The sequence below is a fragment of the Demequina lignilytica genome, from assembly GCF_030418375.1.
GTDB lineage: Bacteria > Actinomycetota > Actinomycetes > Actinomycetales > Demequinaceae > Demequina > Demequina lignilytica.
Genome location: NZ_JAUHPZ010000008.1, coordinates 43,201 through 55,880 on the forward strand (window position 1 = coordinate 43,201; position 12,680 = coordinate 55,880).

14 protein-coding genes are annotated in these 12,680 nt (G+C 73.2%); 3 read left to right on the plus strand and 11 right to left on the minus strand.

Translation table 11 applies throughout. The annotated features are described in order from the left end of the window. Nucleotides 1–35: 35 nt before the first annotated feature. Both QQX13_RS10960 and QQX13_RS10965 read left to right on the plus strand, forming a co-directional pair. On the plus strand, nucleotides 36–542 hold the full coding sequence (locus QQX13_RS10960; protein WP_301118978.1) for a GNAT family N-acetyltransferase: 507 nt from the start codon (nucleotides 36–38) through the stop codon (nucleotides 540–542). Between the two features lie 69 nt (nucleotides 543–611). After that, on the plus strand, nucleotides 612–1,025 hold the full coding sequence (locus QQX13_RS10965) for a prepilin-type N-terminal cleavage/methylation domain-containing protein (RefSeq protein WP_301118979.1): 414 nt from the start codon (nucleotides 612–614) through the stop codon (nucleotides 1,023–1,025). Here QQX13_RS10965 and QQX13_RS10970 read toward each other — a convergent pair. The 5 genes from QQX13_RS10970 to QQX13_RS10990 form a co-directional block, all read right to left on the minus strand. Beyond that, on the minus strand, nucleotides 1,022–1,816 hold the full coding sequence (locus tag QQX13_RS10970; protein ID WP_301153430.1) for a hypothetical protein: 795 nt from the start codon (nucleotides 1,814–1,816) through the stop codon (nucleotides 1,022–1,024). The two genes, QQX13_RS10965 and QQX13_RS10970, sit on opposite strands and share 4 nt — an antisense overlap. Nucleotides 1,817–2,317: 501 nt before the next feature. After that, complete coding sequence (metE, locus tag QQX13_RS10975) at nucleotides 2,318–4,642, minus strand: 5-methyltetrahydropteroyltriglutamate--homocysteine S-methyltransferase (protein ID WP_301153431.1); 2,325 nt, start codon at nucleotides 4,640–4,642, stop codon at nucleotides 2,318–2,320. A gap of 151 nt (nucleotides 4,643–4,793) precedes the next feature. Then, complete coding sequence (locus tag QQX13_RS10980) at nucleotides 4,794–5,294, minus strand: GNAT family N-acetyltransferase (RefSeq protein WP_301153433.1); 501 nt, start codon at nucleotides 5,292–5,294, stop codon at nucleotides 4,794–4,796. Beyond that, a complete protein-coding gene (locus tag QQX13_RS10985; protein WP_301118983.1) occupies nucleotides 5,291–5,725 on the minus strand; it encodes an OsmC family protein in 435 nt (144 codons plus the stop codon). Before QQX13_RS10985 ends, QQX13_RS10980 begins: the two co-directional genes overlap by 4 nt. A 56-nt stretch (nucleotides 5,726–5,781) precedes the next feature. Further along, nucleotides 5,782–6,669: a methylenetetrahydrofolate reductase gene (locus QQX13_RS10990; protein ID WP_301118984.1), complete on the minus strand. Its 888-nt coding sequence runs from the start codon at nucleotides 6,667–6,669 to the stop codon at nucleotides 5,782–5,784. 134 nt (nucleotides 6,670–6,803) lie between these two features. Between QQX13_RS10990 and QQX13_RS10995 the strand changes: the two genes are divergently transcribed. After that, nucleotides 6,804–7,373, plus strand: coding sequence for a DNA-3-methyladenine glycosylase I (locus QQX13_RS10995; protein WP_301153435.1), 570 nt, complete (start codon nucleotides 6,804–6,806; stop codon nucleotides 7,371–7,373). 96 nt (nucleotides 7,374–7,469) lie between these two features. Here QQX13_RS10995 and QQX13_RS11000 read toward each other — a convergent pair whose 3' ends face one another. From QQX13_RS11000 to QQX13_RS11025, 6 genes are all read right to left on the minus strand, one after another. Next, the gene (locus tag QQX13_RS11000) at nucleotides 7,470–7,982 is read right to left on the minus strand and encodes a (deoxy)nucleoside triphosphate pyrophosphohydrolase (RefSeq protein WP_301118986.1); all 513 of its coding nucleotides are present in this window, start codon (nucleotides 7,980–7,982) and stop codon (nucleotides 7,470–7,472) included. 3 nt (nucleotides 7,983–7,985) lie between these two features. Further along, on the minus strand, nucleotides 7,986–8,369 hold the full coding sequence (gcvH, locus tag QQX13_RS11005) for a glycine cleavage system protein GcvH (protein WP_301118987.1): 384 nt from the start codon (nucleotides 8,367–8,369) through the stop codon (nucleotides 7,986–7,988). Between the two features lie 63 nt (nucleotides 8,370–8,432). After that, nucleotides 8,433–9,563, minus strand: a complete 1,131-nt coding sequence (gcvT, locus tag QQX13_RS11010; protein WP_301153437.1) for a glycine cleavage system aminomethyltransferase GcvT — start codon at nucleotides 9,561–9,563, stop codon at nucleotides 8,433–8,435. A 29-nt stretch (nucleotides 9,564–9,592) separates the two neighbouring features. Further along, complete coding sequence (locus QQX13_RS11015) at nucleotides 9,593–10,069, minus strand: hypothetical protein (RefSeq protein ID WP_301153438.1); 477 nt, start codon at nucleotides 10,067–10,069, stop codon at nucleotides 9,593–9,595. Next, complete coding sequence (locus QQX13_RS11020; RefSeq protein WP_301118990.1) at nucleotides 10,066–10,887, minus strand: PP2C family protein-serine/threonine phosphatase; 822 nt, start codon at nucleotides 10,885–10,887, stop codon at nucleotides 10,066–10,068. The genes QQX13_RS11015 and QQX13_RS11020 overlap by 4 nt, the downstream gene beginning before the upstream one ends. Beyond that, complete coding sequence (locus QQX13_RS11025) at nucleotides 10,884–12,662, minus strand: FHA domain-containing protein (protein ID WP_301153439.1); 1,779 nt, start codon at nucleotides 12,660–12,662, stop codon at nucleotides 10,884–10,886. The genes QQX13_RS11020 and QQX13_RS11025 overlap by 4 nt, the downstream gene beginning before the upstream one ends. Nucleotides 12,663–12,680 lie beyond the last annotated feature (18 nt).

The following is a 12,680-nucleotide window of genomic DNA, read 5'->3' on the forward strand; positions in this document are numbered from 1 at the left end:
GGCCTCGGCGCGCGAGCCGCGCGCATAATGGGCGCGTGATCCGCTCCGCGTCGGCCTCGACCGACTCCGCCCGCCTCGCCGAGATCTACAACCACTACGTGGTCCACGACACGGCCACGTTCGAGACCGAGCCCGTCACCGCGGACGCGATGTGGGCGCGGGTGGAGGCGATCCAGGGCCGCGGGCTGCCATGGCTGGTCGCGGAGGACTCCGGCAGCGTGGTCGGCTACGCGTACGCGGGTCCCTACCGGGACCGCGCGGCCTACCGGCACACGCTCGAGTCCACCGTGTACCTCGACCATCAGGTACGACGCGGCGGGTGGGGCACCGCCCTGTACACGGAGCTGCTCGATCGGCTGAGGCGCCTCGATGAATCCCCTCACGCGCCCGTTCACTCCGTCCTGGGGGTGCTCGCGCTGCCTCATCCTGGCTCCGTGGCGCTCCATGAGCGGCTGGGGTTCGAGCACGTGGGCACCGTCGCGCAGGCGGGCTACAAGCTCGACCGGTGGATCGATGTGGGTTTCTGGCAGCTGGTGCTCTGAGCGCCCACCCTTGCGGCACCGTGCGTCGCGGGCCACACTGGCGTGACAGGGAGTCTTGAGGGGGACGACATGTGGGGGGATCTGCGCGACGACGAGAACGGCTTCAGCCTGGTGGAGCTGCTCGTGGTCATCATCATCATCGGGATACTCGCGGCGATCGCGATCCCGCTCTATCTGGACCATCAGGCGAAGGCCTCCGACTCGGCGGCTCAGTCGGACGCCATGAACCTCGGCATCATGATCCGCGCCGCCTTCGACGAGGATCAGGCTGGAGCTCTCGACGTCGACACCGACGGCGACAGCTACACGATCGACGGCGATCCCGTGCTCGGCGTGTCCCCTGGCGTGGAGTTCGTGAAGTGGACCGGCGGAGCCATTGACGAGTGGTGCGTCCAGCTCAAGCACCCCCGCGGCTACCACTCGGCGAGCCCGGGCGTGCGGTTCGACTCGAAGAACGGGTACGTCGAGAACGCCGCCTGCTAGAAGCTCCGGTAGGTCTCGCGCGGATCGATCGGCTCCTGGCTTCGCCACCCGGTGAGCCTGCCGTAGGCGGTCCACCGGCGCTGCAGCTGGCAGGCATCCCAGAGGGCTCGGTACGCGGCGCGGCGCTGGAGCGTGAGGCGCGCTGCTGCCGCCACGCGGGGATGTCCCGTGCGTCGCAGGCTGTGCTCGAGGTCGAGGCACGTCTGGTTCTCCGTGGTGATCCGCATGCGACACAGCTCTCCTGCGAGGATGTCGACTGCGGCGGGGTCGCCGTGGTGGGCGCCACGAGACTCGCTCCACGTGCGCTCGCTGCGCTGATGGAAGCGCACGGTGCATCCGACCCCGGGCAGGTCGATGTCACGCACCTGGCTCGGGCCGGTGATGTGCACGACGCCCGGCGGGTGCGCGATCGCGCCGTGGCACGCTGCGGCCGTGAGCCCCGACAGGTAGGGGAGGTCCCATCCGAACACGCTGACCGCGACCAGCCACGCTGCCTCGAGCGGCGCGATCCGCCAGTCGCGAGGCGCACCTGGCGGGATCAGGATGTGGCGGCCACGGGCGATCGGCTCGACACGTCGCCGGCTTCGGAGGCTGGTGAGGCGGCGAGCGGTGAGCCCGGCAGCGAGCGCTTCTCGGGTCGAGAACAGGGGGAGGGCGACGGGGGCTGCGGCGCTGTGGTCGCCGACCAGCGCGCGCCACAGCTGGGGCGAATCGAACGGCGCACGAGCCCCCGGACCCTCTGCGGGTCGACCGGCATCGCTCATCGCGTCGACCTCCTTCGACGCCAGCATGGACGGCGAGGTCGGACAGACGTGGCGAGCCGCGGCGGGCGCGTGATGCCCCGGATCGCGACGGCGCCTCGGGACATCGGTCCGAGCGCACGCAGCAAGCGGTCCCCCTCAGGTCGCAACGCGTCCACGCCGGTGCGCGGTACGGGGACAAGCAGTCCGCGCCGCTGCCGTATTCATGCACGACCACACCACGCACGCCGCACCGGGCCGCCCGACACCGGGCCGCCCCGGCACCGGGCCGCCCCGGCACCGCCCAGGGCCGCCCGGCACCGCCCCGCCCAGCACTCCCGTATTCATGCACGAACGGACGCGTCTCGCTCGTCCGCGCGAGCGCCCGCGACGACGGTGCGTTCGTGCATGAAATCGGGAGCGATTCGTACACGCCCCCTCCGCCCCGTGGCGACGCCCGGGCGGGTTCAGCCTCCGGCACGCGCACCCCGACACGCCGACGGCCCGGCCCCCTCGCGGGAACCGGGCCGTCGGGCTCTCGGGCGGATGGCGCTACGCGCGTACGGCCTGCGTCGCCGCCATCATGTGCTCGAGGGAGGCCGTGGTCTCCGCGTACGCACGGGTCTTCAGGCCGCAGTCGGGGTTGACCCACAGCTGCTTGCCGGGGATCGACTCCTTCGCGAGCGCGAGGAGCTCGGTGATCTCCTCGGTCGAGGGCACGCGCGGCGAGTGGATGTCCCACACGCCGGGGCCGATCTGGCGCTCGTAGCCGTGGTCGCGGATCGCCGGCAGCACCTCCATGCGCGAGCGGGCCGCCTCGATCGACGTCACGTCGGCGTCGAGGCCGTCGATCGCGTCGATGATCTCGCCGAACTCCGAGTAGCACAGGTGGGTGTGGACCTGGGTCTCGTCGTGAGCGCCCGCGGTCGCCAGACGGAACGAGTCGACGGACCACTGGAGGTACGCCGCCTGGTCCTTCTTCTTCAGCGGCAGCAGCTCACGAAGCGCCGGCTCGTCGACCTGGATGATGCCGATGCCGGCCGCCTCGAGGTCGCGGATCTCGTCGCGAAGAGCGAGCGCCACCTGGTTGGCCGTCACGCCCAGCGGCTGGTCGTCGCGCACGAACGACCACGCGAGGATGGTGACGGGGCCGGTGAGCATGCCCTTCATCGGCTTCTCCGTGAGCGACTGCGCATAGGCGGTCCACCGCACCGTCATCGGCTCCGGTCGGGTGACGTCGCCCCACAGGATCGAGGGGCGCGTGCAACGCGAGCCGTAGGACTGCACCCAGCCGTTGACGGTGACGTCGAAGCCGTCGAGCAGCTCGGCGAAGTACTGGACCATGTCGTTGCGCTCGGCCTCACCGTGCACCAGGACGTCGAGGTCGAGGTCCTCCTGCAGGCGCACCACGCGCTCGATCTCGGCCTTCATCGCCTCCTCGTAGGCCGCATCGTCGATCTGGCCCTTGGCCCACGCCGCGCGAGCCTTGCGGATGTCGGTGGTCTGAGGGAACGAGCCGATCGTGGTGGTCGCCAGCTCCGGCAGGCCGAAACGCGCGTCCTGCGCCGCCTCGCGCACCGCGTACGCGGGTCGCGAGAAGTCGGCGGGGGTGACGGCCGCGAGCGCCGCGCGGACGTCCGCCTTGTTGGTGCCCGGGTGCGCCTTCCGCGACGCGAGCGCGGCACGGGTGGCCGCGAGCGCATCGGCTACGGCGTCCGCACCCTCGGCGCGCGCGGTCGCCAGGGTGACGACCTCCGCCACCTTCTCCTCCGCGAACGCCAGCCAGCTCAGCAGCTCGGCACCCAGGTGCTCCTCGCCGTCCAGCGTGTGGGGCACGTGGAACAGCGACGTCGAGCTCGAGACGGCGACGGTCGCGCCCAGCGCCTCGATCTCGGCGGCCTTGCGCAGCGCCGCGTCGAGGTCCGTCCGCCAGATGTTGTGACCGTCGACCACGCCGGCCACGACGGTCACGCCCGAGAGGTCGGTGCCCGACGGGACCCCGCCGCGCACCAGGTCCAGCCCGATCGCCTCGACGCCCGAGTCCTTGAGGACCGGCAGCGCGTCGTCGAGCGAGTTGTACGGCGCGGCGACAAAGAGCTGCGGGCGGTTGGCCAGCGTGGCGAGCGACCCGTAGACCTTCGCAGCGTTCGCGAGCACCTCGTCACGGTCGGCGTCGATGTCCGCCACCAGGATCGGCTCGTCGATCTGCACCCACTCCGCGCCCGCGGCCTTGAAGGCCTCGAGCAGGTTGCCGTACACCTCGAGCACGTCCTCGAGACGCTCGATGGGACGGAAGCCCTCGGGGGCCTCGTCGGACGGCTTCGACAGGTACAGGAACGTGAGGGGACCCGTGATGACGGGGCGCGTGAGGTAGCCGGCCTCCTTGGCCTCGACGAACTGGTCGACCCAGCGCGTGCTGGAGACCGCGAAGTGCGTCTCGGGACCGATCTCGGGAACCAGGTAGTGGTAGTTCGAGTCGAACCACTTGGTCATCTCGAGCGGCGCCTTCGCGCCCTCGCCGCGGGCGATGGTCGAGTAGCCGGCGAGGTCGACGCTGCCGTCGGCCAGACGGAGGTCCGCGAAGCGGGTCGGGACGGCGCCCAGCGTGACCGCGGCGTCGAGCACGTGGTCGTAGAACGAGAAGTTGCTCGGGATCGCGGACGCGTCCTTGTCGAGCCCCAGCTCGGCGAGGCGGGCCAGGGTCGCGAGCCGGAGCTCCTTGGCGGAGGCCTCGAGGTCGTCGGCGGCGGTGGCGCCCTTCCAGAACGACTCGAGCGCCTTCTTCAGCTCACGCATTCGACCGATGCGCGGGTATCCGAGGATGGTGCCACCGGGGAAGGCGGGCGCAGGGGCAGGGACGGTGTTCTGCTCAGTCATGATTCCTCAACGAGGCTCGGTGCGCGGCGGGCTCGCCATTGCGCTTGATCGACACGTCGTGGTGCCGAGGTTGCCGAGAGATCATATCCCGGCGCTCCGCGCAAGTCCAAGGGGAATGTCCAAGATGCGGACAAGGCGTCCCGAACAGTGGTCAAACAGTGCGTGCGCGGGGGTCCGCCATCTCGAGCACCCGGATGGTCGCGCCGGTCCGGCTCACGCGCTCCCCGCTGCCCTCGACCACCATGCCCAACGCCTGGTAGAAGGCGATGGCGCGAGGCTCGTCGGCCCGCACGAGGCAGGTGAGACCGGAGCGTCCGGCACCCAGCGCATCGTCCCTCAGCGCCTCGATCAACGCCCGCGCGACGCCTCGACCCCGCTGCCCGGGGTCCACCGCGAGCCTGCCGAAGTATCGGCTCCCGTCGGCAGCGTCCTGGTGCTTCACCATCGCCACCACCGTGCCGTCGCGGCGGGCCAGCGCGACGCGAACGCCGTCCTCACGCTCGGCGAGCAGGCTCGGCGCGGTCTCGAGCATCGCGCCCGACGGGGTGCCGGTGCGCGCATACTCGGCGAACGCCCGATGCATCACCGCGACGGCCGCCGGAAGATCCGCGGCCGGGGCGTCGAGGATCAGGTCGAGGCCCGCCGCGCTCACTCGGCTGCGGGCGCCTCGACGAGCGCGACCGGCACGCCCGCCTCGACCGTGCGCGACACCGTGCAGTGGCGCTCGTGCGAGGCGCGCAGAGCAGCGCCGACCCGCTTGCGCGCGGCATCGCCGTCCTCGCCCGCGGGGAAGGCCAGGTCGAACAGCACCTGGATGTTCTCGAGGATGTTGGCGCCGTCCTCGGTGACGTAGTCGGCCGTGGCGGTCACGTCGAAGCGCTCGGGCTCGGCGCGTCGCGAGGTCATCTTGTCGACGTCGATGCTCGAGCATCCGGCGATGGCGGCGAGCAGCAGCTCCACCGGGCTGAGGAGGCCCTCGCCGCGGCCGAAGCGCAGCTCGTGGCCCTTCGCGTTCGTCGCGATGTACACGCCCTCGGACTCGCGGGCGAGGGTGACGGTGCGGGGGGTGGCTTCACGGGTCATGCGTCGATCCTCGCATGGCGTGACGGCCTCGCCGGACGGGCCTCGGACGGTCGCGGCTACGTGCGCGCGAGCCCGATCGCATCCACCAGGGCGAGCGCCGCGGCGGACTGGTTGAACGTGATGATGTGGATGCCGGGCGCGCCCGCGTCGACGAGACCGCGCGACAGCGCGGCGGCGTGGGCGACGCCGACCGCGCGTGCGGCGTCCGCGTCGGGCGCCGCCTCCAGCTCCGCGAGCAGCGCGGGCGGGGTGGCGACCTCGGTCAGCTCCTCCGCGCGATGCGCGCGACGGCTGCTGACGAGCGGCATGACCTCCGGCACGATCGGCAGGTCGAGCCCGCGCGCGGCCGCGTCGGCCACCAGCCTCGCGTACTGCTCGACCTCGTAGAACACCTGGGTGATGGCGAAGTCTGCACCCGCGCGAACCTTCGCCTCGAGCACCTCGAGCCCGAGCCCGCGCGACCCCTCCTGGGCATGCTGCGCGGGGAACGCGGTCACGCCGATGCTGAGATCGCGGATCCCGTGAGCGCCGGCGACCTCGCGCAGCAGCGTCACCAGGTCCGACGCGTACAGGAGCCCCTCGGGGTGCGGCCGCCAGTCGGTCTGGCCCTGCGGCGGGTCGCCGCGGAGCGCGAGGAAGTCGCGGACGCCCTCGGCCAGGTAGTCCTCGATCACCCGCGTCAGCTCCGCGCGCGACTGCCCGACGCACGTGAGGTGGGCGAGCGGCGGCACCACGTGGTGCTCCGCGAGGCCCCGCACGACGGCGCGCGAGGTCGACTGCGTCGAGCCGGAGGCGCCGTAGGTGATCGAGATGAAGTCCGGACGCGTGGCCGTGAGGAGCCGCATGGTCTCCTCGAGGGTCGACTCCGCCGCAGGAGTGCGCGGAGGGAAGAGCTCGTACGACAGCGTCGGGCGACGCAGGGCGAGCAGGTCACGGATCGTCATGGCGGGCCTCACGATAACGCCTGCGTGCCGCACCCGCCATCCCCGATGTCCCCCGACGCCCGCGCACCGCTCGCCGTCCCGGCGGAGTCGTCGCGCCGCTCGCGGGCGTCGGACCCCCACGGCAGACTCGGCACATGAGCACCGACACCACCGCCCCGGTCCGCTGCTTCGGCACCGGTGATCCGCTGTACGAGGCGTACCACGACCACGAATGGGGGCGGCCGGTCCGGGGGGATGCGGCGCTGCTCGAGCGGATCGTGCTCGAGGGCGCGCAATCGGGGCTGTCGTGGCTCACGATCCTGCGCAAGCGCGATGGCTACCGGGCCGCGTTCGCCGGGTTCGAGCCCGCCGCGGTGGCCGCGTACTCGGACGGGGATGTGGAGAGGCTGATGGCCGACCCGGGGATCGTCCGCAACCGCCGCAAGATCGAGTCCGCGATCACCAACGCGCGCGCGACCGTGGCCCTGCGGGAGGCGGGGGGATCGCTGACGGAGCTGTTCTGGTCGTTCGCGCCCGAGCCGCGCGGCACCCGGCTCTCCACCTGGGAGGACGTGCCCGCGGCGACCCCCGAGTCGATCGCTCTCGCGAAGGCGCTCAAGCGCGCAGGATTCGTGTTCGTCGGTCCCACCACGATGTACGCGGCCATGCAGGCGTGCGGCCTGGTCGACGACCATCTCGCGGACTGTGTGGCCGTGGGCGCATGATTCGCGCGGACTTTTCCACCGCGTTGTCCACCGATGTGGGAAATGTCCGATTGATCCAGGGGCTTTGGTCCCGCGCGGGGAATCCTTGACCGCGGATCAGCAGTACGCGCGGCGGTGACGCTCGATCGCGTCGAGCAGCAGCGCCTCGACGATGCGCTTGTCCGCGGGCAGCCACGGCACGTCACGCCATGCCCCGGGCTCGAGCCAGCGCAGCTCGTCGTGATCCTCGAGCGGCCGCGGCTCGACCGGGGCCCCGTCCGCTCCGGGCAGGATCCGCGCCCACCACACGCGCATCACCAGGCGCTCGACGTCGGCGTCGCCGGGGCGCAGCATCCACACCGGCTCGTGACCGCAGGAGGCCTCGACCCCGTAGCCGTCGTCGGGTCCGACGATCTCGTCGCCGATCTCGACCTCGACGCCGAGCTCCTCACGCAGCTCACGGCGGAGCGCCGCCTCCGGGGTCTCTCCCCGCTCGACCTTGCCGCCGGCGAACTCCCACAGGCCGGCGAGCGCGGCCGGGGCGCACCGGCGCGCGGCGAGCAGCTGTCGCGGGGCGTCGAGCGAGTCCGTGATCGCCGCCGCGACCACGAGCCGCGTGTTGACGCCCATCGTCTACTCGATCGTCGCGGCGTAGGCCTCGGCGTCGAGGAGGTCGGTCGCGGACTCGGACAGCTCGACCTTGAAGATCCAGCCCTCGCCGTACGCGTCCGAGTTGATGGTCTCGGGAGAGGACTCGAGCGCCTCGTTCACCTGGGTGACGGTGCCGGACACCGGCGAGTAGAGCTCGCTGACGGCCTTGGTGGACTCCAGCTCGCCGCAGACCTCGCCGGCGACGACCGCGTCGCCCACGCGCGGCGCCTCGACGTAGACGATGTCGCCCAGGGCGGCCGCGGCGTGCTCCGTGATCCCCACCGTGACGACGGCACCGGCGTCGGGGTCGCCCGACACCCACTCGTGCTCGGCGGAGTACGCCAGCTCGTCGGGAACGTTCGTCATGGCCTGCACCTCTCTCGGAACGGATGGGGGTCCTGCGCCGCGCGGCGGGGCCTCGGGATGAGCCTACGAGTCTCGGCGGTAGAACGGTAGCGACGTGACCGTCATCGGCTCGCGCCGCCCCCGTACGTCCACCGCGACCTCGGTGCCGGGCTCGGCCATGGCGTGCGGGACGTAGGCCATCGCGATCGGCCGGCCCAACGTCGGCGACGGCGCCCCGGAGGTCACGACGCCGACCTGCTCGCCGGACTCGTCCACGATCGGGTACCCGGCGCGGGCGGCGCGCCGACCGTCGCCGACCAGGCCCACCAGGGTGCTCGCGGTCCCCTCGACCTTGGCCCGGAGCAGCGCGTCGTGGCCGACGAAGGGCCCGCGGGGGCGGGCCGCCGAGCCGAACACCACGATGCGCCCGAGACCGGCCTCGAACGGGGTCGTGTCGCGCGTCAGCTCCTGCCCGTAGAGGGGCATGCCGGCCTCGAGCCGGAGGGTGTCCCGCGCCGACAACCCGCACGGGATCAGGCCGTCGGGCGCGCCGGTCTCCAGGGCGAGGCGCCACACGGCGACCGCGTCGGCGGCGTTGACGAACAGCTCGAAGCCGTCCTCCCCGGTGTACCCGGTGCGGGCGGCGAAGGCGTGGATGTCGCCACGGAGCAGGACGTTCGCTGCCGAGTAGTACTTCATGGCGACGATGTCGTCGTCGCCGCGCGCGCACATCGCCGCGACGATCCGCTCGGCGCGCGGACCCTGGACGGCGATCAGGGCGATCTCCGCGGAGATGTCCTCGAGCCGTGCGTCGTAGTCGACCAGGCGGGACTCCAGCTCGGCGACGACCACGTCCTTGTTCGCGGCGTTCGCCACGATCACGTAGTGGTCCCAGTCGCGGCGGTACACGATCAGGTCGTCGATCACGCCGCCGTCGGGCGTGCAGAGCATCGTGTACTTCGCGCCGCCGAGGGCGATCGCGGACATGCGGCCGACGAGCGCGTGGTCGAGGAAGTCCTCGGCGCCGTCGCCGTGCACCGCGATCTCGCCCATGTGCGAGAGGTCGAACAGGCCGGCCGCGGTGCGCACCGCGGTGTGCTCCGCGATGTCACCGGTGTACCGGACGGGCATCTCCCAGCCGGCGAACGGGACCAGGGTGGCGCCGAGCGCCACGTGCTCGTCGTGCAGCGGGGACCGGAGCGGAGCGTCTGCCATGGCTCCAGCGTAGACGCGCGGCGCCCGCGTCAGAGCAGGGCGACCGCGAGCGCGATCGCCGCGCCGATCGCCAGCACCGCGCCGCCGGTGAGGGCCGCGACCCGCCGCGCCCGGGTCCAGCGATCGTGGCGCTCACGATCGGCGCGCCCCTCCGGGGTGACGACGCCGGCACCGTCGGCGGCGGGCGTCCCGGGGGACGCGGGGATGGGCCGGGCGGCGTCCCCGGAGCCGTGGGGCACGGCGGTGCGAGGCGCGTAGGTGTCGCGGCGCCGGGCGGAGCTCGGTCCGTCCGTCTCGGGGGGGCGGGGGGCGAAGCGGGGCGCCTCGATCCGCTCCTCGGCCTCCCGGGCGGGTCCGCGGCTCGCGATACGCGTCTGATCGAGTCCGCGAGCCGCGAGGCGGGTCGAGTCGTCCGCCTGGGTCGGCTCCTCGGCCACCTCCGCGGGTTCGGCGGGAGCGCCGTCGCGCGAGGCCGGCTCCTCGGCTTCTCCCCGACCGTCGGTCACGATGCCCGTCGCGTGCGTGGGGTCGTGTCGTCGTCCTCCGTCGCGACCGGCGGCCACTCGGGCCACGGCGCGGGGTCGGCGGCCGGGTCGGTCGCCCCGAGCGCATCGGCGACGACGACCGTCACGTTGTCCCGGGCGGCCATCGCGAGCGCCGCGTCGACCAGGGCCTCCGCGCATGCCGCGGGGTCCCCGTGAAGCGCGGCGATGCGACCGATCACCGGGTCCTCGATCTCCTTCATGAGCCCGTCGCTGGCGATCACGAGGCGGCGGCCCGGCACGAGCCGCACCAGCCAGGCGTCCATCTCGGGGTAGTCGTCCCCGATCGCGCGGGTCAGCAGGTTGCGGTCCGGATGGACGAGCGCCTGCGCCTCCGAGATGGTCCCGGAGTCGACCAGCTCCTGGACGCGCGAATGGTCGTGCGTCACCTGGGTCAGGACGCCGCCGTCGAGCGCGTACACCCGCGAGTCTCCGACGTTGATCACCATCCACCAGGGCTCGCCGGCGTGCGTGACCGCGATCGCGCCCGTGAGCGTCGCGCCGGCGTCACCGTGGAGGTCCTCGCACACCTGGGCGACGCCACCGCGGGCCGCGAGGTGAGCCGCCGCCACCTCCTCGGGGGCGACGGGCTCGCCACCCGCGAGCGCGCGGAACGCGTGCACCGTCGCCTGAGCCGCCTCGGCACCGCCGATGTGGCCGCCCATCCCGTCAGCGACGATGAACACCGGCGCCTCCGCCACGAAGGCGTCCTCGTTGCGCTGGCGGCCGCCGACGGCGGTGCGTCCGGCGCCCCGGAACCGCGCGGGCGACTCCTGCGTCATGCGCCGTCCCTGCGCCTGAGCTCGAGCTCGACGTCGCCGAACGCGAGCCTGCCCTCGACGACGCGGGCCGCGCCTGGCTCGACCTGGCTCTCACCACCGTTCGCGTCGATCAGGTAGGTGCCGTTGGTCGACCCGAGGTCCTCGACCGTCCATCGTCCCTGGTCCAGCGCGAGCCGGGCATGCGACTTCGAGACCGTGCGGGTCGTGTCGTCGATGTCGAGGCGAGGGGTGCCGTCCAGCGGAGGGAAGCCGCCGGGCCGGCCCACCAGGACCGCCGGCGGGGTGAGCGGGTAGGCGCGCCCCTCCGCCGTCACCAGCTCCCACCGCTCACGGACCCGGGCGGCCACCTGAGTGCGATCGTCCTCCGCGGCATCGTCCTGCGCGGGTGCGTCCGCGGATGAGGCGACCGCGCCGGCCATGCCCGGGAACGCCGCGCCGCCCGCCCACGCCGGCGAGCCGCCCTCGTCCGGCACCGGATCGAGCACGGTCGGGGGCGCCTCGGCGGCGCGGGGAGGTGCGGGAGGCGGCGGAGCGATCGGCTCCGCCGGGGGCAGAGCGATCCGGGCCGCGGCGGGGGACGATGCTGGCGTCGCCTCGCGCGGGACGTCGGCACCGGGGGCCGGGGCAGGAGCGGGGTCGGTCGACGGCGCCGGCACAGGCTCAGTCTCCGCCTCGGCCTCGGCCTCGGGCTCGACCGTCGGCTCCGGCTCGACGGCGACCGGGAGGGCGAACGACGGCACCATGCTGGGCGCGGCGGGCGGAGCGGCGGCGCCTCCACGCATGTACGGCGACACGGGGCCCGCGGGCGTGGCGTCGGGTCCGGGAAGCGCCGCTGGGGCGTCGGCCGGCGTGTCGGGCTCGACGGGCGCGACGGATGCGATGCCCTCGGTCCGCGCGTTTGCGACCGGCGCGGCGACGGGCAGGTCCTCGGTCGGCGGTGCGGGCAGCGGGGGCACCACCAGGAAGGTGGGCGTCACGGGGGCGGGCTCCTGCGCGGGAGGGGTGTCGGCCGGTGGCGCGAGATCGGCGAAGGGCGACCGTCGGACCGGCTGCGGCTCCTCGTCGACGTCGCGCGGGGCCAGGTCGGCGTAGGGCGAGCGTCGGACGGCGATCGGCACGGTGTCGGTCGGGGCGGCGTCGGTCGGGACGGCGTCGGTCGGGACGGCGTCGGTCGGCGCCGCCTCGATCGGCGCATCGTCCGGGACCGGGCTCTCCTCCGCATCGTCGGGGCCTGGCGGCGCCACCGCCGGGAGCTCGGGCTCCGCCGCGACGTCGGGGACCGCGGCGACACGCGATGCGACCAGCGGGATCGGGCCGGTCGCGGTCGAGGCGCCCGCGGGCCCCCAGCCGACGATCGCACTCCACAGCCACGGCAGCAGCGCCCCGAGCACGGTGCAGCCCGCGGAAAGCGCGTGGTCGAGACCCAGCCGATGGATGTGGAGGATCCATAGGACCCAGGCGGCGAGCGCCGCCACGGACGCCACACCGAGGCCGCCGATCGCGAGGGCGTCGCCGGTCGCGGATCCCATCAGGATCCCGATGGCCGAGGCCGCTGCCCCGAGCGCCGCGACCACGCGCACGACGATGACGCCGGCCGTGCCTGACTGCGTGAGCGTCGCGACCTCCGCGTACCGCAGCACCGGGATCCACGCGCGTGACGGCCTGGCGCCGAACTTGCGGTACACCGCACCGAGCGTCAGCCCCATCCAGACGTAGCCCACCACGAACGCGACCGCGTAGCCGACGGCCGCGTAGAAGAGGGGCTCGGGGATCATCGAGGGCACGCTCCTTCG